Below are 18,877 nucleotides of genomic sequence, written 5' to 3'. Positions count from 1 at the left end.
CCTGCATTCGAGCCCCGGGGGGAGCCAGCGGACCCGCCCGGCGTCCGACTCTAGGCAACCCGGCCTCCCTGCGCGAACTTTCGAAGCCCCCCTGCCCCCCCGGAACGGCCCCCTGAAACACGACCGCCCCCCACGGCGCGAACCGTGGGAGGCGGAAGGGCCAGCCGGAGGGCCGGCAAAGGCGTCCTGCCAGGAGACTACGGGGCCGGCGGCGCCGTCACTTCGCCGAGGTCCGAGCAGTCCTGCGGGATGATCGTGTACGTGTAGGGCTTCGTCGTGCCCGGCACGCCGCTGTCGGGGGTGTTGCTGCCGCAGCCGGTGATGTCCGTGCCGCCGTCCGTGCAGGGGGCGAAGGTGTACGTGTCCCAGACGCCGCTGATGCCGTTGGGGAACGTCACCGTCTCGCCGGCCAGGGCCTTCTTCTGGAAGTCGCAGCGCACTTCCACGCCGCCGTCGGTCAGGTTCCGATCGCGCGTCTTGTCGTGGTAGACGAGGATGCCGTTGCCGACCTCGAAGCCGTAATAGGTGGGGGGCGTGCCGGAGCTGTCCAGGCGCTTGAAGGCCTCCGGCGTGGGGTTGGTGAGCGTCAGCGGACCCGCCAGGTGCACGCGCGTGCCCAGCAGGGCCGCGCTGTTCTGGGCGGTGCCGAGCGACGCCTCGAGCTGCTCGACCGTCACCTCGTTGGCCGGCGGCCGGGCGCTCACGCCCGCATCCGTCGTCTTGGGGGTGATGGCGAGCGGCACGGGGGGCGTGCGCTGGTTGGCCAGGCGGTGACGACGGCCCGTGAACGGCTCGTAGTTGGCCTCCGTGCCGAAGTAGCCCTCGATGTCGACCGTGTCACCCGGCTGCGGGCGGTACGTGTCCGGCGTGTCCGTGTAGAACTTGTGGATGAACAGGCCCTCCTTCGGGGCGGCCGGATCCGTCACCCAGAAGTACGAGCGCCAGGCGTTGTTGCCCTGCTCGCTCAGCTTCTCGTAGTGCACGTCCGTGACGACCACGTTGCGCAGCGTCGCCTTGCCGCCGAACGACAGCCGGCGCGCCGCGGCGATCTGCCCCGTCGTGCCCGCGTCCGTACCCGCATCCGTGCCCGCGTCCGTACCCGCATCCGTGCCCGCGTCCGTGCTGCAGACGCCCGTACAGCCGGCGTCGGGGACGGGATCCGGATCATTGTCACGTCCACCACAGCCAGCAGCGGACGCCATCGCGGCAGCAGCCAGGAGGGCCGCAGCGCCCAGTTTCTTGCGCAGTTCCATTCGTATGTCTCCGGGGGGTGAGAGAGGGCGCCGCGCTTCTTGAAGTCCGACGCCTGTCGGGCTGAGGATTCAGGCCCTTATACCGGCCGCTCACCAGGGCCGGCAAGGAAGGGACCCGCGCCCTGCCTGTGACATCGCCGTGAATTCAGGAATAGGTGGATCAATGCTGCCGCGTGACACGTTTTTGCAGGCTCTGAAGCCCACGCTGCACATCGCGCACCGCGGCGGAGCCCTGGTCGCGCCGGAGAACACGCTGGAGGCCTTCCGCCGCGCGGTGGAGGTGCACCACACCGACATGCTGGAGCTCGACGTGCACCTGTCGCGCGACGGGGAGGTCATCGTCGCGCATGACGACACGCTGGAGCGCTGCACCGACGGCGAGGGGCCACTCGCGGCGCTCACCCTGCGGGAGCTGCGGGAGCTGGATGCGGGCTACCGGTTCAGTCCGGACGAGGGGCGCACCTTTCCCTTCCGCGGACAGGGCGTGCGCCTGCCCACACTGCGCGAGGTGCTGCGCGCCTTCCCTTCCCTGCGCCTCAACGTGGAGCTCAAGCCGGACGTGGCCGGCGCCGAGGACGTGCTCGCCCGCCTGCTGACGGACGAAGCCGCCGTGGGCCGCGTCTGCCTGGGCAGCGAGCAGGACGCCATCGCGGAGCGGCTGGTGCGGGTGCTGCCCGACGCCTGTCACTTCTACCCACGGGATGCGCTGGCCGCGTTCGTCCTGGCGCTGAAGGCCGGGGAGGTCCCGCCGGAGGACGCGCGCTACACGGTGCTCGACATGCCGCTGTACTTCGGGGAGGTGCGGCTGGTGGACGACGTGCTCCTGAAGGCCGCGGCGGAGCGCGGCAAGTGGATCAACGTGTGGACCGTGGATGATCCGGCGGAGATGGACCGGCTCATCCACGAGGGCATCGGCGGCATCATGACGGACCGGCCGGACCTGCTCCGCCAGCGAATGGACGCGTCCGGAAAGCCGGGCTAAGCCTTGGCTTCCATGCCCCGCCCCACCGCACGCGCGCGTCCGGCGACCCGCGCCGAGCCGCCCTCCCCCAAGGCGCCGCCCCCGACCGTCTCCGAGCTGGAGCCGGAGCCCAAGTCCAGGACCAGGGGCCGCAACAGCCTCAAGGTGAAGGCGCCCCGCGCGCGGCGCTTCGTGGCGCTCGCGGGCAACATCGGCGCGGGCAAGACGACGGCCGCGAAGATGATCAGCCAGGGCTTCGGCTTCGAGCTGTTCGACGAGCCCGTCATCGACAACCGCTTCCTGCGGGACTACTACGGCGACATGTCGCGGTGGTCGTTCACGCTGCAGCTGGAGTTCCTCATCCGGCGCGTGGAGCACCACGAGCTCATCCACTCCGTGAGGAAGAGCTGCGTGCAGGACCGCACCCTGTACGAGGACCCCGAAATCTTCGCCAAGTACCTGCACGGCCTGGGGCACATGACGAACGCGGAGCTGGACCTGTACTACGAGTACTTCCAGCGGCTGTCGCGCAACATCGTCCGGCCCGACAAGGTCATCTGCTTCGACGTGTCCTCGGAAGAGGTCCTCCTGCAGCGCATCCGCACGCGCGGCCGGGCGGAGGAGAAGGGCATCGGCAAGCAGTTCCTGAAGGGCCTCAACGGCTACTACGCGGGCTTCCCCCAGGTGCTCCAGGAGAAGTACGGCGTGGACTGCCTCGTGGTGGACGTGTCCCAGCAGGACATCCGCCGGGGCCCGGGCCGCGAGGAGTTCCTCGACCGCGTCTCCGCATTCCTGGCCTGACGCCGCGCCATCCGTTACACGCTTCAGGGCCATGCACGACCTGACCCCCAAGAGCCCGCGCGACTCCGAAGTGGTGATGACGCAGCTCATCCTCCCCCCGGACGCCAACAACCTGAACGCCGCGTTCGGCGGGAAGGTGATGCAGTGGATCGACATCTGCGGCGCCGTGGCCGCCCAGCGCCACTGCCGTCAGGTCGTGGTGACGGCGTCCATGGACGACCTGCACTTCCACGCCCCCATCCGCGTGGGCTGGATCGCCCTGCTCCACTCGCGCGTGCTCGCCACGTTCCGCACGTCGCTGGAGGTGGGCGTCACCGTGCACGCGGAGAACCCGCTGACGGGCGAGCGCCACCTCACCACCAGCGCGCTGCTCACCTTCGTGACGCAGGACAAGGACGGCAAGGGCGTGCCGGTGCCCCCGCTGCTCCTGGAGACGGATGCGGAGCGCTCCGCCTTCTCCGAAGCCGAGGCCCGCCGCGCCCAGCGCCGGGGCCGCGGCAAGGAGGAGCAGTCCTGGATGAAGGTGATGAAGCCCGTGGCCGGCGCCTGAAGCCTGGCCCCCGGGCCCCCTGACGGACGAAGGGCCGGGGGCACGCCTGCGTGGCGTCCCATCCCGGCCCCTGCCCTGCCTGCTGCTTCAGGTGCGACTCAGGTCGTGAACGACGTGCCGCAGCCGCAGGACGACTTGGCGTTCGGGTTCTCGAACTTGAAGCCCGCGCCGGTGATGCTGGTGACGTAGTCGATGTGCGTGCCCGACAGGTACTGGGCGCTCAGCGCATCCGTGGCGATCTTCACGCCATCCTGCTCCCAGATCTGGTCGCCGGCCTTGGTCTCCTTGACGAGGTTCAGGTCGTAGCCCAGGCCGCTGCAGCCGGACGGCACCACGCGGATGGAGAAGAAGTAGTCCTGGAACCCCTGGGCCTGGATGACCGTCTTCACCTGGGTGAGGGCGGCGGCCGTCAACTGGACGGGCACGTTGGCGGCGGGCTGGGAGTCCGGCGTGGAGCCGGCGACGGCGGTGGAAGTGTCCATGTGCTTAAACTCCTCGTGAACGGCGCCTCATAACGCCCTGGCGCCTGAAAAGCCATGGGACCCCACGGGCCCCTTCCCGTCACAACACACGAGTGCCCCATGCCCATCCCTGAAATCACCCCGGCCGAGTTGGCCCGGCGCCTGGCCGGCCCCCCCGAATCCCGCCCCGTCCTGGTGGATGTGCGCTTCGCGCACGAGCACGAGTGGGTGGCCCTGCCGGACTCCGTGCTGATGCCCCTGCCGGAGCTGGAGGAGCACGCCGAGGCCCTGGAGGCCCTCCGGGGCCGGCCCGTCGTCGTCTACTGCCACCACGGGGTGCGCAGCCTGGACGGCGCCGCCTACCTGCGCGACCGGGGGCTGGAGGCCGTGTCGCTCAAGGGCGGCATCGACCTGTACTCGCGCACCGTGGACCCGTCCCTGCCCCGCTACTAGGCAGGGCTAGAACGCGGACTCCAGGTCCAGCGCCTGGTCCGTCGTCTCACCGGGCTTGATGATGACCTCGAAGGCGACGGGCTCCTTGAGCTTGTTGCCCCGCAGCTCCAGCCGCTGCTTGCCCTCCATCAGCTTCAGCGTGGTGGAGGCGCTGCCCAGCGGCTGGTTGTTGCGGAACACCGTCAGCCCCGACATGTTCCGCGGGGTGATCTTCAGCTTGAGGGTGCCTTCCTTGAAGCTGCGCTCGAAGGTCTTCAGCTCGCCGGGCTGACCGAACGCGAGCTCCTCCGAGTCCTCCAGGTAGATGCCCTGGGCCTCGTTCTCCAGGATGAGCGTGTCCTGCAGGTGGGCCCCCTGCGCGCGGGTGAGCGGCGCGGTGCCCAGCTGCGTCACCGGCTCCGGGCTGCCACAGCGCTCCGTGTGCCGCACCGACACCTTCACCGGCTGGTTGGTGTTCACCGTGAGCCACACGCCCTGCGCGTCCGCGGCCTTGGAGGTCGCCGCCGCGAGGATGGGCTCGCGGAAGAGCACCAGCACCGCGAGCAGGCCCACGATGAAGGCCACCATGGCCACCGCGCGCACGCTCTGGCCGCGGGGACGCGACGGCTCGTCCCGCACCGCGGCGGCGCTGCTCCGGGAGGGCCTCCGCTCGCCGGAGTCATCCGGGTCCACGGGCGCGGGGCGCGCGCGGGGGGCGTCCACGCGGCTGGAGGTGCGCCGGCGCGGCGCATCCACGGCGGACTGCTGGCTGGTGTTCGTGCGCCGCCGCACCACGACGGGCGCCGGCACCGTCTCCGGCTCATCGTCCGGGGGAGGCAGGCGGGTGCGCTCGTCGTCCTCCTCCACGTCCATGCGCTGCACGCCGGAGGAGCGCGAGCGCACGGGCGGCTCCGCCACCTGCATGACGCGCGACATCGTGCGCCGGGCCACCGGAGCCGGAGGCACGTCGTCGTCGTCCACGGGCTGGCTGCGCAGGTCCGAGCGCGAGTTGGTGCGCGCCACCTGCGTGACGCCCGGGTTGCTGGAGGACGTGCTGCGGCGGGCCACCGGCTCCGACACGCTGGAGCGGCGGCGCGGCTGGGACTCCACGCCCGTGAGCGACGGCGCGTCGTACTCGTTCGGATCCTCCGGGATGACCGCGGGGGCCATGCCCGTCGCGCGGCGGGGCGCGGGACCGGCGCGGGTGTTGCCGCGCGCGCGCTCGCGCTGCGACGACGACTCGCCCGGCGGGGCCTCCCAGCTCATCTCCGCGGGCGGACGGGGCGGCGACGTGTTGGAGTCCTCGCCCACCGGGACGAACTGGCCCTGCTTCAGCTCCTCCGCCAGCCGGTCCGCGAAGAGCGTCTTCATCAGCTCGGAGATCTGCACCGAGCCCACCACCCAGCGCTCGTTGACGAGCAGCTCCTCCAGGGAGGACTGCAGCTCGCGGGCGTTGTCGTAGCGATCATCCGCGCTCTTGGCCAGGGCGCGCATCACCACGTGGTCCATGTCCCGGGGCACGTCGGCCACCTCGGACGGGGCGGGGATGGCGCACTCCATGGCCGCCTGCAGCGTGGCCAGCTCCGAGTCCTTCTTGAGCGGCCGGTGCCCGGTGAGCATCTCGTACAGCACCAGGCCGATGGCGAAGATGTCCGCGCGCGCGTCCAGGTGCTTGCCGGCGGCCTGTTCGGGCGCCATGTACGCGAACTTGCCCTTGATGGCGCCGGACTTCGTCATGGACGCCTGATCCGCGGCCTTCGCGATGCCGAAGTCCACGAGCTTCACCGAACCATCAAAGCTGATCAGGATGTTCTGCGGGGAGATGTCGCGGTGCACCACGTTCAGCGGCTGGCCCCGGTCATCCGAGCGCGTGTGCGCGTAGAAGAGGCCCTCGCACGCGGAGGCGACGATGCGCACCGCCAGCGGCCGGGCGATCCACTGGTTCATCCCGCTGGCCTTGCGCATGACCCGGCCCAGGTCCTCGCCATGGATGAACTCCATGGCGATGTAGTAGGTCCCGTTGGCCTCGCCGAACTCGTACACCTGCGCGATGTTCGGGTGGTTGAAGCGCGCGGCGATCAGCGCCTCGTTGCGGAACATCTCCACGAACTCGCGGTCCTCCGCCAGGTGCGGGAGGATGCGCTTGACGACAACGTCCTTCTGGAAGCCCTCGATTCCGGACTGACGCGCAAGCCAGACCTCGGCCATGCCGCCCGTGGCGAGCTTCTTGAGGAGCTGGTATTTCCCGAAGGCTTGAGGGTTCATCCCGGGTACTCCCCGGGGGGAGCGGGCTCAGTGGAAGGTGACAGGGCAGCGCATCTTAGGGGACACCGGCCGTCGAGGCAAAGCCGCACGTCCTCCTTCCTGGGGTGGGTCGTCGCGACCTGCCTGCTGGCCCTGCCTGCCGTCGCCGCCCCGGCGGTGGATCAGATCAAGGTCGAGCGTCGCAACGAGGTGCTGGCGCTGAGCTGGCAGGACGCCGAGGACCGGCTCCAGGGCGTCATCACCCCCGCCGACCCCCACCCCGGCGAGCCGCTGCGCCTGACGCTGTCGGTGGGCAACCTCCAGGGCCCCCCCTTTGAAGGGGGCGTCACCGTCTCCTTCTCCCAGGAGGGCGTGCCCGGTCAGGTGACGCGCGCCCTGAAGAAGGACGCGGTGGGCTGGAGCACGGAGTTCATCCCCCCGGAGCCAGGCACCTGGGACGTGGACGTCCGCTTCCTCACCACCCGCCCCAAGGCGCTCCATGCGCGTTTCACGGTGAGCGAAACCGGTGTCCCCCTCTTCGTGTGGCGCAGCCTCCTGGGGCTCTTCGCGGTGCTGCTGCTGCTGAGGGTGCTGACCGCCATGACGCGGCGCGAGGTCCCCGCCGAGCCCCCCGCCGACGCCGCGGACGAAGCCGCCGCCACGCCGCCCGCCGGAGCGACCGCCGAAACCCCCGCGGAGCCCACCCCCGCCCCACCGGTGGATCCGAGCGCTGATCGGTAACACCGGCCTTCTTACAGCCCGGCGTTACAGCCCCGCACCGCCCCGACAGGGAAAAAACCTTCCCAGGTTGGGTCCCGTCACGCCCCTGTCACATGGCATCCGGGCCGCAAGCCGCGTCCCAATGTCCGTCAGTGCACGTCCCTGCCCTGGGCACCAGGGTTGCACGGGAGAGCAGGCAGGGACGTACGGCGTCGGGTTATCTGGGCGGGGAGAGATCAGGCATGGGCGGGCGGGGGATGGAGGAACAGGGGTGGCGGGGGCTGCTCGTCGCGGTCCTCCTGGGACTGCCGGCGGGGGCGGTCGCCGAGCCGGTGGAGGACGCAGGGGCGGAGGACGCGGATCAGCCGCTCACCGTCGCGCAGGAGGACGGCGCGCAGGCGCCTGCCCCGGAGCCGACGTCGGAGGACGCGCTGGATGGCGCCGTCGCCCAGGCGATGCCCGGGGGCTCCCAGGGTCCGGTGCGGGGCGCGCCGGAGCAGGTGAACGAGCCGGGCGCGCCGGTGCCCGACGCGGCGGTGCCGGGCGCGAAGAAGAAGAACAAGGGCCCCAAGGCGGACACGCTGGGCGAGGCGCCGGCCGAAGCGGACAAGGCGGACGACAAGGGCAAGCCTTCGCAGCGCATCCGCGTGTTCGGCCGCGTGTTCGCGAAGGGCACCGCCGACGAGCGCGCGAAGTACCAGCGCGACCTGGGCATTGAATCAGCGCGCGTGGGCGTGGCCGCGTCGCTGTCCAACCTGGAGGCGGAGGTGAGCGCGGACCTCGCCTCCAAGACCATCCTCAAGGACGCCTTCGTGCGGCTGGCGAACGACGCCAAGCAGCTGCGCCTGTACGCGGGCCGCTTCAAGTCGCCCTTCCTCCAGCGCTCGCTGGAGTCGGCCTGGAGCCTGCCGCTCCAGGGACGCGGCCTGGTGGAGGACTACCTCACGGACACCAACGACCTGGGCGGCCGGCGTCTGGGATTGATGGGCGAGGTGCGGCTCAAGGAGGCCTGGGGCCTGAAGCTGTCCGCGGGCCTCTTCGAGGGCGGTGAAGGCCCCCAGGGGGAGCGGCTGAGCGAGGACGGCGCGGCGCGCCTGAGCCTGCGGCCCTTCAAGTTCCTCACCGTGGGCGCCAGCACGTACCTCACGCAGGTCATCGACGGGACGCAGCGCTACGCGGCCGCGGCGGACGCGGAGCTGACGCTCTGGGGGCTGTCATTGACGGGCGAGGTGGCGCGCGGCCAGCTGGCCTTGGGGCCCTTCATGTCGCAGTCGGTGCTGGCGTACTGGACGGTGCCGGTGGGCCACAGCGGTTGGGCCGTCCAGCCCATGGTGGGCGCGGAGGCCCTGCAATTGCAGGGCGGTATCCAGGCACAGGGACATGCACTGACGGGGGGCTTCAACGTGTTGTTGGCGGATTCCTTCAAGGCCCAGGTCCAGGCGGAGCGTGCGCTCCGGCCCGGGGACCTGGAGCCCGCGCTCGAGCTGTCATTGCAGCTCGCCACCCGCTTCCGGTGAGGAGACTCGACCATGCTCTCGTTCGCTGAAGGCGGAGTCACCAAGCTGCGCCGTGAATTCAAGGTGGTGCTGGAGGGCACCGAGGCCGCCGCGGTGTGCACGCGGCTGTCGCAGGACCTGGGGGGGTGCCTGCCACCGCCCACGCGCATCGTGTCGGTGTACTTCGACAAGCCGGGGCTTCCCCTGGCGGAGCGCGCGGTGCTCACGCCGGACAACTGCATCAAGGTGAGGACGAAGGAGTACTCGCCGGACGTGGGCGCGGCGGGCCGCGAGCGCGTGGTGCTGGAGGTGAAGCGCGAGCGCGGCGGGCTCACGCAGAAGCGCCGGGTGTGGGTGCCCCGCGCGGAGCTGGGCCGGGCCATTCGCGGCGGCGTGAGCCTGTTGCCGCTCATCGCGGGCGGCAGCCTGATGCCGGTGCTGGCGGTGACGTACCGGCGGCACGTGTATCAGGTGTCACAGGCGTGGCGGGTGACGGTGGACCGGGGCATCGGCTTCCACCAGGTGTCGCCGGAGCTGGCGTTGTCGCCGGTCGCGCTGACGGTGGAGCGTCTGGGATTGCCGGTGTGGGAGGACTCGCGGGTGGTGGTGGAGGTGAAGCACCTCGGGGCGGAACTGCCCGAGTGGCTGGCGGCCCTCAATCCGGGGGGCGCGCCGGCCTACAGCAAGTTCGCGGAAGGAATGGCGAGGGTGCATGCCTTCGCTTCGGCCGGGGTTGGGGTTGTAGGGGGATAGGGCACCGTGTTCATCGACTTCGAAGGCATCGACGGCAGCGGCAAGACGACGCTGTCCAACCTCCTCGCCGCGCGGCTCAAGCGGCTGGGCTACAAAGTGGCGCATGCGCGGGAAGGCGGCGAACTGCAGTCGCCCACGGCGCGGCGCATCCGTGAACTGACGCGGGACTCGCGCCTGCTGGAGATGGGGCCGCGCGCCGAGTTCTTCCTGAACCTGGCGCGGGACGCGCAGCAACTGGAGGAGATCATCGCGCCCTCGCTCAAGCGGGGCGAGGTGTGCATCACCGACCGCTACCTGTACTCGCAGCTCGCGCTGACGGCGGGGGGCCGGGGCCTGAAGGAAGGCGCGCTGCTGCCCGCGTGCGAGCTGGCCTCGCAGGGCCTGTGGCCGGACCTGGTCATCCTGGTGGACGTGGATCCGGAGCTGGCGCGGCTGCGCAAGCGGCTGGGCAAGGTGCAGAGCGGGCGCGCCAACGACACGGACAGCCGCAAGGGGCTGGTGGGCGCGGGGCTGGCGGTGCGCGTGCGCGAGGCCTTCCTGGAGCAGGCCCGCAAGGACCCCGCGCGGTGGATCATCCTGGAGAACAACGACCAGCCCCTGCGCGTGCTGGAGCAGCGCCTGGTGGAGGCCGTCGTCGCGCGGCTGGAGGGTCGCGAGCAGCCGGTGCAGCGGCTGGTGCCGGCCCCTGCCCTGCCCATGCCGGGCATGCCGTCGGTGGACGACGTGGAGCAGCGCTTCTTCCACGCGCTGGACAGCCTGGAGGCGCGCGAGCCGCAGCTGGCCGTGTGGCTGCTCAATGGCATCCCGGGCCTGCCCGCGCACCAGCGCCGGCTGGCGTACGCGGAGCGGCTGCCGGGGCTGGTGGCGCGCAGCCTGGTGGGCCTGGATGACGACACGGCCTGGACGCTGCGCGAGGTGCTGGCGGCGAGCGTGCCGGTGGACGTGGCGGAGGGCCTGGGGTTCGTCACCTCCCCGCGCTCGCACGCCCTCAGGCAGCGGCTGTACGCACAGGCGCCGGCCGCCGTGCTGGAGGGGCTCAAGCGCCAGGACGCGCCGGAGGCGTGGGCGCTGCGCGAGCGGGGCATGAGGGATGGCCACCTGGGCGCGGTGCTGCTGGGGCTCGCCGGGGTGGATGGCGAGGAGTCCTGGGTGGTCCGCGAGGCGGGCATGCAGCGCAAGCTGTACTCGGAGGTGGCGCGCAGCCTGGGCGGCCTCGCCACGGAGCGCGCGGACGCGCTGCGCGAGGTGCTGCTCAGGCACGACCGGCTGGCGGTGCTCAAGAGCACCACGGGGCTGGAGACGCCGCTGGCGCTGGGCCTGCGCGAGCAGTTGGAGAAGGGCGCGCTGAAGCTGGTATTGCGCTCGCTCACCGGCGTGGATTCGCCCCGGGCGTGGGAGCTGCGCGAGCGCGGGGCGCTGCAGACGAAGGAGGCGCTGGACTCCGTGGACGGGATGGATGATCCGCGGGCGTGGAAGCTGCGGGCCTCGGCGGCGCGCCGGTGGCCGGCGACGGTGGTGTCCTCCATGCGCGGGCTGCCGCTGGTGGCGGAGACGCGCGCGCTGCTGGAGCGGGTGCTCTCCGAGCAGGACGGGAAGCTGCCGGTGCTGCGCAACGCCTATGCGGTGGTGGCGCAGGCCCGGGCGCTGGAGCAGGCGGGGCGCGCGGCGCGGCCCGGCGTGGAGCCGGCCGCGGCGGACATGGGACGGCAGGAGGCATGACGCCCATGGAAGGTCCGTTCGCGACGATGTTCCAGGATGTGGAGCGGGAGCTTCAGTCGCTGTCGATGGCGTCGATGCTGCCCCGGCTGCTGGCGGCGGCGCTCATTGGAGCGCTGCTGTCGTCGCGGCCCTGGCGGCTGGTGATGGGCAAGCCGCTGCCGAAGTCGGAGATGGTGCAGGCGCAGATCCTCCTCTGCGCGGCGGCGGCGGTGATTACGGCCGTGATTGGCGACAGCGTGGCGAAGGCGTTCGGCCTGGTGGGGCTGGGCGGCTTCGTGCGGTTCCGCTCGGGGCTGAAGGACCCGCGCGACGCGGCCATCCTGTTCCTGGTGATTGGCCTGGGCATGGCGTGCGGCCACGGCAACCTGGTGCTGGCGAGCGTGGGCACGGTGTTCGTGATGGTGCTGCTGCTGGTGCTGGACTTGTTCGAGAAGAAGGCGGCGCCGACGGCGGGCGCGAAGCAGCGGCTGGTGTTGTCGGCGCAGTCGGACGACCTGGTGGGCGCGGAGGCGACGCTGCGCAAGGCGCTGGGGGAGCGCAACGTGATGGTGAAGAGCTGCGCGTTGGACTTCTCCGCGAGGCGCCTGGAATTGGAAGTGGAAGAGCCGGAGCCCGGGACACTGGCGGCGGCGTTGGGCAAGACGGAAGGGGCATCCCTGCGGGGATTGCGGTGGACGTCGGTGAGCGCCAAGGGCGCGCGGGAGGAGATGGCATGAAGTTCAGGAACTTGGCGGTGCTGTTCGCGGCGTGTGGCTCCCTGGCGGCGTGTGGGGGTAGCGGAAGCCTGCCCACGGGGAACGACCCGGGCGCGCCCACGACGAATCCGGACGGCACGGTGGACCTGCCGGGAGACGCGGTGCAGCCGGGCGGCACGAAGACCGACGGGGAGAATCAGCAGGCGGAGTTCACGAAGCTGTGGCCGCTGACGCAGGGCTCGACGTGGACCTACCGCATCGACGACCCGGTGAGCGGGGTGTTCAACAAGACGGTGACGGTGCTGGGGCCGGAGACGGTGCCGGAGACCCAGATGACGGCCGTCAAGGTGCACAGCAAGCAGGACCGCACGGCGACGACGGGCACCGTGTACGAGGAGAACTCCTGGCAGTTGGAGCTGACGAACGGATTGGTGGTGCGCCTGCGCGAGGAGGACCTCACGGACGGCCTGCGCACGAGGGCCACGACCTGGTCCCCGGCGATGATGAAGTCGCTGGCGATGGCGCCGGCCTCCGTGCCCTGGGAGCACCAGGACGCGGTGCGCGAACTGATTACGTATGACGCGGGCGGGACGGAGGGGAAGGACCCCACCTACGTCTGGAAGGTGCTCGCGAAGGACGTGACGGTGACGACGCCCGCGGGCACGTTCACCAACGCCGTGAAGGTCCAGCGCGACAAGCTGAACAAGAACGGCGAGGTGAAGGAGGAGAAGCAGCGCATGTACTGGCTCGTTCCCGGCGTGGGCAAGGTCCGCGAGGAGGGGGAACGGACGGAGGAGCTGGTCTCCTTCGATGTGAAGAAGCCGTAGGGCTGATGGGGGTTGGGCCTGGGCCTGACGCAACGAGAGCGTCAGCCCGGGCCTTGTCACCTGTTCCGCGTGCGAGAGTCGAAGGCTTGCTCGAACGTGGAGAGGTGCGCTTGCACGAGTTCCACGAAAGCTCGCAGCGTTGCGTTGCGCTTCAGGGATACGACCGAGAACGCCCAGACCGGCGCGCGCGGCAACTCCCAGTCCGGGAGGATGCGCACCAGCGAACGGCTCTCGAGTTCGTCCGCGCAGAGGAACTCCGGCAGCCATGCGATGCCCACCCCTGCACGGCACGCCGAGAGGGCCACACGCGCGCTGTCGATTCGCAGACGCGGGCGAACCGCGACCGAGACCGATTCACCGCGCCGCTGGAACTCCAGGCGGGGTTGGGCGTTCGCGCTGCCGTAGAGCGCCAGCGCGTGGTTTCCCAGCTCATGCGGGCTCGTTGGAGTGCCGGCACGCGCGAGGTACGCTGGCGACGCGCAGCACGTCTGCCCAAGGGTTCCCAGCGACACCACGAACCCGGGCTCGCTCGGTCGAGGCCCGAGGCGAATCGCCAGGTCGAGCTCTTCGCGGATCAGGTTGTTCCTGGCCACCGTGAGACTGGCGTCGATTTCGACATCCGGCCACGCGAGCAGGAAGTCCTGGATCGGGCGACCCAGGAAATGCTCAGCGAACAGATGCGGCGCGGTCAGGCGCAGCCGGCCGCGTGGGCGGCTTCGCGCCGCCGCCATGTTCGCCCGAGCAGCCCGTGCTTCGGACAGGATGGCGGCGGCGTGAATCCATAGGCGCTGCCCGGCATCGGTCACACGCACGCGACCGCCGCTGCGCTCGAGCAGCGCCGTGCCCGCGGTCGCCTCCAACCCGGCCACGCTGCGATGCACCACCTGTCGCGGCAGACCGAGCACCCGGGCGGCCGCGCTGAAACCTCCGTGCTCGACCACTGCCGCGAAGCGAGCAAGCCCATTCAAATCGAGAGCAGGAGCAAGCGCAGGCGTTTTCGATGACATGGAGGCTCCTTCTATCAACTTCGTCATCGAGGACACACAGGGCCTGGGTCAGCCGGACGCGAATGTGCGGCTGCCGCTCAGGCGGGAGAACACTTCATGGCCCGATGTCCCGATGCGTGGATTCCAGCCCACCCATCTCCCCAGCGCGATAGCGCGCTTGCGCCTCGGCGAGACGCTCGGGGGCGAAGAAGCAGAAAGGGCCCGCCCAATGCACGGGCGCGTCGAGTGGCGGGCTCACTCCAACGAGTAGGCGCAGGCGTCCGGCTGCCTCGATGCGTGCTTCGCCGGGGACGAGGACGCACGCGTCCGACTCCTGGACCTCACTGGCCTCGATGCTGCCGCTCCCGTCGAGCACGAGCGCGAAGGCGTCATGGGATGGAAGCGACAGCGTGAGCGATGCCCCCGGGGTGACCTCCAGGTGGAGGAGCGTCGTCGGTGGATCCAATCGCAGCGGAGAGACGTGACCTTCATATGCGCCAGCAATGACGCGCACGGTGACGCCATCTCGCTCGACAATGGGCAGCTCGGACGGGCCGTAGTGCTGCACCTCCGGAGCCACTTGCTCGCGCTCGCGCGGGAGCTTCGAGAAGATCTGAAGGCCGTGGGACTCGATGCCCCGGCGCGACGGAACCTCTTCGTGGACGATTCCGCGGCCCGCCGTCGTGCAGTGGAGCGCCCCCGGTGGGATCTCCCGGTGCTCGCCATGGCTGTCTCGGCTCATCATTGAGCCTGGCGAGTTCGGGAGCACGTAGGTCAAAGCCGAGAAGCCAGCGTGTGGATGCGGTGGAATGACGGGCTCGGTCATCCGGAAGCGGTCGACATGGAGCACGTGGCCGGTACGAATCGCGCCGCGAATACCGACGACCCGAAAGCCAGGCTCACGAAGTTCACGAAGCGGGACACGCAGGTGTGAAGGCATGCGGACAGGATTGTGGCCGGGGCCCGCCGAGGCAACTCGCGAACGGGCGACACGCTGTCATCGAAATCGAGCAGGGGGCTTCTGCGTCTGGCTCGTGACTTGGCGGGAGACCAGCGACAACACCCAAAGCCCAGCCGCGACCTTCACAAGGCGCTGCAATCCTCATCAACCCTCGCATCAAGACTGAAAACCTCCTCCGGTAGACCCGGCAGGGGTGTCAGCCGCGCCTCTCCCGATTCCTACCCTCGCTCAAGGAAGACGCGTTTGAACTCCAGTCGCTCCGCACACTTTTGATCCGTTTCAGACTCATTGGATTTCCCGCCGGAAGTGCGCCGGAAAGGTGACAGCCAGGGGCTGGAGGGGAAGCGCTTCCTGCGCCAGACACTTCCGGAGCGCTTCAATCTCTGACACGTAGAGGTCTCGCTCGAAGACGAAATGGAACGATTCACCTTCCGCCTCCAGGCGCCAGGTGATGGTCGAGGTGCTCACTTCGACTTCCACCCCTTCCCACCCACCGTCCTCCGCGATTCCACAGGAACACGTGAAGATCAGATAGCGCCCGGAGGCCTCAGCGCTCTTCTCCAGCTCCTCGAACACGACGAGTGCATCGCGGAACCGCGGGCGGTCATGCAGTGGTTCCCCGTCGACTGCGATGCGCACGAAGGCGCACTCCGTGAATGGGATCCCCTCCCTCCACAGGGTCTGCGCCCTCGTCACCCGCTCCAGGGACAGAGCCAGCCAGAGGCCCCGCATGGATGCTCTCGGCAGTTCAGGCATGCTCGCCATCCAACCGGATCCTTGAGGTTTCGACACCACTTCTTTCCAGCAACTGCTGCAAGTGCTGCATCTCCGTAACCGTCCGGCCAACGACGTGCCGTGAGGGATTGCCGGGGTGGCGGTAGCGGCGGACGCTGGTGGGCATGTCGAAGCAGGTGGAGAAGCCGGAGTGGGAGCGCATCGCGGAAGCGTTCGAGGCCAGCGGCCAGACGCAGCGGGAGTTCGCGTTGGCGCGGGGCGTGAGGTTGAGCACGTTGCAGTCCTGGGTGTACCGGCGTCGGCGGGCCGCGACAGCGCGAGCCGAGCCGGTGCGCCTGTTGCCCGTGCAGGTGGCGACGGCCCCCGAGACATCCGAATCCGTGCTGGAAGTGGTGGCAGCAAGCGGAGCGCGGGTGCGATTCGCCGTCGGGACGGACGTGGCGTACATGGCCCGGCTCGTCGCGGCGCTGGGGCGGTGAGGCGGTGTTCGCGCTTCCCGCGTCGGTGCGCGTGGTGCTGGCCACGGAGCCCGTGGACATGCGCAAGTCGATTGATGGCCTCATGGCGCTGGTGCGCACGGCCTGGGGCGAGGACGTCTACTCGGGCCACCTCTTCGCCTTCGTCTCCAGGCGGGGCGACCGCATCAAGGTGCTGACGTGGAGCCGGGGCGGCTTCGTGCTGCTCTACAAGCGGCTGGAGACGGGAAGATTCCGCCTGCCGCGCGTGGACGCGGAGGCGAAGGCGGTGCAGTTGGACTCGACGCAGCTGGCGATGCTGCTGGACGGCATCGACGTGGCCGAGGTGAAGCGGCAGCCCGCCTGGACGCCGCCCGGCCGCACGGGCAGCTGAGACGGGCCGGGCGCACCAGGGCCCCGGGGTGGGGCGTTACTTAAGAGTGCCCCGCGTGCTGCCCCAGAACCACTTCTGCCCCTGGCGGGAAGAAGCCGAGGAACTCAAAGCCGAGGTGGGCCGAATCGGCGGAGAGCTGGCCACCCTCCAAGGGCAGATGGCGGCGCTGCAACGCCACGTCTTCGGCAGGAAAGCCGAGCGGATGCCCTCGGTGGCCAGCCAACTGCGGCAGGAAGCCGCGAGCCCCGAGGACGAAGCGGCGCGGGTGGCTGCGGCCCTGGAGAAGCGGCGCGAGCGCTCAGCGCGCAAGGCCCAGGAGGCTCCGACGCGCGAGGTGCAGCATGCGGTGCCCCCCGAGGCACGCCACTGCCCGACGTGCGGCGGCGGGGACTTGAAGCCCCTGGGTGAGGGGCGCCGGACGGTGCTGTACGAGTACGTGCCCGCCTTCTTCGAGCGCCAGGTGCACGTGCAGCAAGTCCTCGCATGCGCGTGCGGCCAGGGCGTGGTGACGGCGCCCGCGCCCGCGCCCGCGAGGGTGGTGGACCGGGGCGAGTACGGCCCGGGCTTCCTGGCGCATGTGGTGACGTCGAAGTGCGCCGACGCGATGCCCTTGCACCGGCTGGCGCAGCGCGTGGAGCGGGGCGGAGTCCCGATGAGTCGCAGCACGCTGACGGACCTCTTCCATCAGTCCGCGCAGGTGCTGCTGCCGCTCTCCTCGCACCTCTTGCAAGTCATTGCCACCGCCGAGGTGGTGTGGGCTGACGAGACGCCCCTGCGCGTGCTGGACGTGAAGAAGACGCGCCAAGGCTACCTCTGGACCTTCCTCACCCAGACGCCCAGGGGCGAGTGGTTCATCGGCTACCGCTTCAGGCTGGGCCGGGCCAGCACGACGCCGAAAGGCGTACTGGGCGGCACCCGGGGCGCCCTCGTGGTGGATGCGTACACGGGCTACAACGCGGTGACGCTGCCCGAAGGGCGTGTGCGCGTCGGCTGCTGGGCCCATGTGCGCCGCCGCTTCTTCGACGCGCTGCCCACCGCGCCCGAGGCCCGCGTGGCGCTGGACTTCATCCTCGCCCTCTACCGCGTGGAGGCCCAGGCCCGTGACGCGGGCCTCGTGCGCACCGACGCCCACCGCGAGCTGCGCATGCGGCACAGCGCGCCCATCCTCGCCGCGCTGCGCGCCTGGCTGGAGGAGCAGACGCCGCTCCATCCTCCGAAGGGGCCGCTGGGCCAGGCCCTCTCCTACGCTCGAAAACAGTGGGACGCCCTCACCCGTTTCGTCTCCGACGCGCGCCTGCCCTTGGACAACAACCGCAGCGAGGCGGCGCTGCGAAAGGCGGCCCTGGGCAGGAAGAACTTCCTCTTCGTCGGCCACGAGGCCGCAGGGGAGAACCTCGCCGGCCTCTACGCGCTGGTCGCCACCTGCGAGGCCAACGGCGTCAATCCCGAGGGCTACCTCGCCGACGTGCTGCTGCGTGTCCAGACGCACCCGAACGCTCGCATCGGGGAGCTGCTGCCGCACGAATGGAAGCGTCTGCGCGCAGCCGACGCATCCCAACGCCTCGCGTCTTAATCCATCGCACCGCTCGCCAAGCACGCCTCCCGTCCGTCTTCAAGCGATCCGGCACGTCGTTCGCCGGACGGTTACAGTCCTTGGTGGGTCTGCGCATGAAGCGACCCGGCAGCCGATGGAAGGAGACGACTGGCCAGCATGTCCTCGACCTCCGCTCCCTGATGCTCAGCGAACGCTGGGACTCCCCCATGAATCTCACGCTCGCCCCTCTGCAACGCCGCATTCAGGCCGCAGCCTGATCGGATGGGAGCCAGTTCCTCTCCATCCGGATTGCGCAGTGGCGCGTTTCGGGCAACTCGTCCGCAGGAACGCCGTGTTCCGAGATGCCTTCGGACTCATCTGATTCAGATGAGGGTATTCCTCAGAATTGAAGGTTCACATATCAACCTTTGACTTCACGGCTCCACCAAGGAAGGGGGACTCTCAAAATCGGATCGTACGCATTCGAAAACTGCCAACTCGCGCCCTTCACCAACAGGACAGCCTCATCGAAAAAATCCGCAATCCGATCAAAGCCCGATGCTGCTGGCACAGTAAAAATAAGTGTCGTGCTCCCGCCACCATCCAGTCGCCCCCCTATTTCAGCAATTCTTTCTCGCAACAACTTGTATTCAGAGCCACGATTCATCTCCTCTTCCGGAAAAAAATACCAGACGCAAAAATTCCCTCCTCTTTTCAAGACCCTGAACTCTCGACTCTTCTCATCAATCACCTCAAATTCATCACCTGCCGCCAGTCCCTCAACCATTCCAGGAGAAAGCAACACACGAAATCGATTCTCTCCCATCACCTCCACAGGCACATCCTCAGTCACATCAGGAACTTCCGGCACACCACGCACGCGCAACTCAACTTGCACTG

20 protein-coding genes and 1 pseudogene are annotated in these 18,877 nt (G+C 69.6%); 14 read left to right on the top strand and 7 right to left on the bottom strand.

All coding sequences use genetic code 11. The features are described from left to right. Window positions 1-197: 197 nt before the first annotated feature. The gene (locus OV207_RS22995; RefSeq protein WP_267557239.1) at window positions 198-1,253 is read right to left on the bottom strand and encodes a hypothetical protein; all 1,056 of its coding nucleotides are present in this window, start codon (window positions 1,251-1,253) and stop codon (window positions 198-200) included. Window positions 1,254-1,416: 163 nt separating this feature from the next. Here OV207_RS22995 and OV207_RS22990 point away from each other — a divergent pair, with 163 nt between their 5' ends. From OV207_RS22990 to OV207_RS22980, 3 genes are read left to right on the top strand one after another with little or no spacing between them, the layout of a single operon-like run. Continuing rightward, the gene (locus OV207_RS22990; RefSeq protein ID WP_267557237.1) at window positions 1,417-2,235 is read left to right on the top strand and encodes a glycerophosphodiester phosphodiesterase; all 819 of its coding nucleotides are present in this window, start codon (window positions 1,417-1,419) and stop codon (window positions 2,233-2,235) included. Between the two features lie 12 nt (window positions 2,236-2,247). Next, entirely contained in the window at window positions 2,248-3,015 is a 768-nt protein-coding gene (locus tag OV207_RS22985) for a deoxynucleoside kinase (RefSeq protein ID WP_267557236.1), read from the top strand. Between the two features lie 31 nt (window positions 3,016-3,046). Beyond that, the gene (locus tag OV207_RS22980) at window positions 3,047-3,565 is read left to right on the top strand and encodes an acyl-CoA thioesterase (RefSeq protein WP_193429720.1); all 519 of its coding nucleotides are present in this window, start codon (window positions 3,047-3,049) and stop codon (window positions 3,563-3,565) included. Between the two features lie 98 nt (window positions 3,566-3,663). Here OV207_RS22980 and OV207_RS22975 read toward each other — a convergent pair whose 3' ends face one another. Beyond that, window positions 3,664-4,047: a HesB/IscA family protein gene (locus OV207_RS22975; RefSeq protein WP_193429719.1), complete on the bottom strand. Its 384-nt coding sequence runs from the start codon at window positions 4,045-4,047 to the stop codon at window positions 3,664-3,666. A 99-nt stretch (window positions 4,048-4,146) separates the two neighbouring features. Here OV207_RS22975 and OV207_RS22970 point away from each other — a divergent pair, with 99 nt between their 5' ends. Further along, window positions 4,147-4,479 carry a rhodanese-like domain-containing protein gene (locus OV207_RS22970; protein WP_193429718.1) on the top strand — a complete coding sequence of 111 codons (333 nt, stop codon included), beginning with the start codon at window positions 4,147-4,149 and terminating at the stop codon, window positions 4,477-4,479. A 6-nt stretch (window positions 4,480-4,485) separates the two neighbouring features. Here the strand turns inward: OV207_RS22970 and OV207_RS22965 are convergent, their stop codons facing one another. Further along, on the bottom strand, window positions 4,486-6,723 hold the full coding sequence (locus OV207_RS22965) for a serine/threonine protein kinase (protein WP_267557235.1): 2,238 nt from the start codon (window positions 6,721-6,723) through the stop codon (window positions 4,486-4,488). Window positions 6,724-6,879: 156 nt separating this feature from the next. Here OV207_RS22965 and OV207_RS22960 point away from each other — a divergent pair, with 156 nt between their 5' ends. The 6 genes from OV207_RS22960 to OV207_RS22935 all read left to right on the top strand — a co-directional run bounded on the left by OV207_RS22960 (window position 6,880) and on the right by OV207_RS22935 (window position 12,912). Continuing rightward, the gene (locus tag OV207_RS22960; protein ID WP_267557233.1) at window positions 6,880-7,443 is read left to right on the top strand and encodes a hypothetical protein; all 564 of its coding nucleotides are present in this window, start codon (window positions 6,880-6,882) and stop codon (window positions 7,441-7,443) included. A gap of 221 nt (window positions 7,444-7,664) precedes the next feature. Then, the gene (locus tag OV207_RS22955) at window positions 7,665-8,939 is read left to right on the top strand and encodes a hypothetical protein (protein WP_267557232.1); all 1,275 of its coding nucleotides are present in this window, start codon (window positions 7,665-7,667) and stop codon (window positions 8,937-8,939) included. A gap of 12 nt (window positions 8,940-8,951) precedes the next feature. Beyond that, the gene (locus OV207_RS22950) at window positions 8,952-9,671 is read left to right on the top strand and encodes a VTC domain-containing protein (RefSeq protein ID WP_193429714.1); all 720 of its coding nucleotides are present in this window, start codon (window positions 8,952-8,954) and stop codon (window positions 9,669-9,671) included. A gap of 6 nt (window positions 9,672-9,677) precedes the next feature. Further along, entirely contained in the window at window positions 9,678-11,390 is a 1,713-nt protein-coding gene (tmk, locus tag OV207_RS22945; protein WP_267557230.1) for a dTMP kinase, read from the top strand. Between the two features lie 5 nt (window positions 11,391-11,395). Continuing rightward, window positions 11,396-12,106, top strand: a complete 711-nt coding sequence (locus tag OV207_RS22940) for a DUF4956 domain-containing protein (protein ID WP_267557228.1) — start codon at window positions 11,396-11,398, stop codon at window positions 12,104-12,106. After that, window positions 12,103-12,912 (top strand): hypothetical protein, encoded by an 810-nt coding sequence (locus tag OV207_RS22935; RefSeq protein WP_267557227.1) that lies wholly within the window; start codon window positions 12,103-12,105, stop codon window positions 12,910-12,912. The genes OV207_RS22940 and OV207_RS22935 overlap by 4 nt, the downstream gene beginning before the upstream one ends. Window positions 12,913-12,968: 56 nt before the next feature. Here the strand turns inward: OV207_RS22935 and OV207_RS22930 are convergent, their stop codons facing one another. The 3 genes from OV207_RS22930 to OV207_RS22920 all read right to left on the bottom strand — a co-directional run bounded on the left by OV207_RS22930 (window position 12,969) and on the right by OV207_RS22920 (window position 15,615). Further along, window positions 12,969-13,919 carry a LysR family transcriptional regulator gene (locus OV207_RS22930; RefSeq protein ID WP_267557226.1) on the bottom strand — a complete coding sequence of 317 codons (951 nt, stop codon included), beginning with the start codon at window positions 13,917-13,919 and terminating at the stop codon, window positions 12,969-12,971. Window positions 13,920-14,013: 94 nt separating this feature from the next. Next, window positions 14,014-14,838: a pirin family protein gene (locus OV207_RS22925; protein ID WP_267557225.1), complete on the bottom strand. Its 825-nt coding sequence runs from the start codon at window positions 14,836-14,838 to the stop codon at window positions 14,014-14,016. Between the two features lie 306 nt (window positions 14,839-15,144). After that, the gene (locus OV207_RS22920) at window positions 15,145-15,615 is read right to left on the bottom strand and encodes a hypothetical protein (RefSeq protein ID WP_267557224.1); all 471 of its coding nucleotides are present in this window, start codon (window positions 15,613-15,615) and stop codon (window positions 15,145-15,147) included. Window positions 15,616-15,758: 143 nt separating this feature from the next. On the opposite strand from OV207_RS22920, the gene tnpA reads away from it, so the two are divergent. The 4 genes and pseudogenes from tnpA to OV207_RS22900 form a co-directional block, all read left to right on the top strand. Next, entirely contained in the window at window positions 15,759-16,073 is a 315-nt protein-coding gene (tnpA, locus tag OV207_RS22915) for an IS66 family insertion sequence element accessory protein TnpA (RefSeq protein WP_267557223.1), read from the top strand. A gap of 4 nt (window positions 16,074-16,077) precedes the next feature. Beyond that, window positions 16,078-16,443: an IS66 family insertion sequence element accessory protein TnpB gene (gene tnpB / locus OV207_RS22910; protein WP_267557222.1), complete on the top strand. Its 366-nt coding sequence runs from the start codon at window positions 16,078-16,080 to the stop codon at window positions 16,441-16,443. A 58-nt stretch (window positions 16,444-16,501) separates the two neighbouring features. Next, entirely contained in the window at window positions 16,502-18,016 is a 1,515-nt protein-coding gene (gene tnpC, locus OV207_RS22905) for an IS66 family transposase (RefSeq protein WP_420715256.1), read from the top strand. Window positions 18,017-18,090: 74 nt separating this feature from the next. After that, window positions 18,091-18,255: pseudogene (locus OV207_RS22900) on the top strand (ISKra4 family transposase); the annotation flags it as partial. Window positions 18,256-18,398: 143 nt separating this feature from the next. Here the strand turns inward: OV207_RS22900 and OV207_RS22895 are convergent. Further along, on the bottom strand, window positions 18,399-18,875 hold the full coding sequence (locus tag OV207_RS22895; RefSeq protein WP_267557220.1) for a DUF4265 domain-containing protein: 477 nt from the start codon (window positions 18,873-18,875) through the stop codon (window positions 18,399-18,401). Window positions 18,876-18,877: the final 2 nt, after the last annotated feature.

The sequence above is a fragment of the Corallococcus sp. BB11-1 genome, assembly GCF_026626625.1.
GTDB lineage: Bacteria > Myxococcota > Myxococcia > Myxococcales > Myxococcaceae > Corallococcus > Corallococcus soli.
The sequence above is the reverse complement of the archived record's forward strand: the minus strand, read 5'-3'. Positions and strand labels throughout refer to the sequence as shown.

What these genes read in the sequence shown, in the direction of transcription:
- OV207_RS22995 (WP_267557239.1), bottom strand. Translation starts at nt 1,253, where the DNA reads ATGGAACTGCGCAAGAAACTGGGCGCTGCGGCCCTCCTGGCTGCTGCC.
- OV207_RS22990 (WP_267557237.1), top strand. Translation starts at nt 1,417, where the DNA reads ATGCTGCCGCGTGACACGTTTTTGCAGGCTCTGAAGCCCACGCTGCAC.
- OV207_RS22985 (WP_267557236.1), top strand. Translation starts at nt 2,248, where the DNA reads ATGCCCCGCCCCACCGCACGCGCGCGTCCGGCGACCCGCGCCGAGCCG.
- OV207_RS22980 (WP_193429720.1), top strand. Translation starts at nt 3,047, where the DNA reads ATGCACGACCTGACCCCCAAGAGCCCGCGCGACTCCGAAGTGGTGATG.
- OV207_RS22975 (WP_193429719.1), bottom strand. Translation starts at nt 4,047, where the DNA reads ATGGACACTTCCACCGCCGTCGCCGGCTCCACGCCGGACTCCCAGCCC.
- OV207_RS22970 (WP_193429718.1), top strand. Translation starts at nt 4,147, where the DNA reads ATGCCCATCCCTGAAATCACCCCGGCCGAGTTGGCCCGGCGCCTGGCC.
- OV207_RS22965 (WP_267557235.1), bottom strand. Translation starts at nt 6,723, where the DNA reads ATGAACCCTCAAGCCTTCGGGAAATACCAGCTCCTCAAGAAGCTCGCC.
- OV207_RS22955 (WP_267557232.1), top strand. Translation starts at nt 7,665, where the DNA reads ATGGGCGGGCGGGGGATGGAGGAACAGGGGTGGCGGGGGCTGCTCGTC.
- OV207_RS22950 (WP_193429714.1), top strand. Translation starts at nt 8,952, where the DNA reads ATGCTCTCGTTCGCTGAAGGCGGAGTCACCAAGCTGCGCCGTGAATTC.
- OV207_RS22940 (WP_267557228.1), top strand. Translation starts at nt 11,396, where the DNA reads ATGGAAGGTCCGTTCGCGACGATGTTCCAGGATGTGGAGCGGGAGCTT.
- OV207_RS22935 (WP_267557227.1), top strand. Translation starts at nt 12,103, where the DNA reads ATGAAGTTCAGGAACTTGGCGGTGCTGTTCGCGGCGTGTGGCTCCCTG.
- OV207_RS22930 (WP_267557226.1), bottom strand. Translation starts at nt 13,919, where the DNA reads ATGTCATCGAAAACGCCTGCGCTTGCTCCTGCTCTCGATTTGAATGGG.
- OV207_RS22925 (WP_267557225.1), bottom strand. Translation starts at nt 14,838, where the DNA reads ATGCCTTCACACCTGCGTGTCCCGCTTCGTGAACTTCGTGAGCCTGGC.
- OV207_RS22920 (WP_267557224.1), bottom strand. Translation starts at nt 15,615, where the DNA reads ATGCCTGAACTGCCGAGAGCATCCATGCGGGGCCTCTGGCTGGCTCTG.
- tnpA (WP_267557223.1), top strand. Translation starts at nt 15,759, where the DNA reads ATGTCGAAGCAGGTGGAGAAGCCGGAGTGGGAGCGCATCGCGGAAGCG.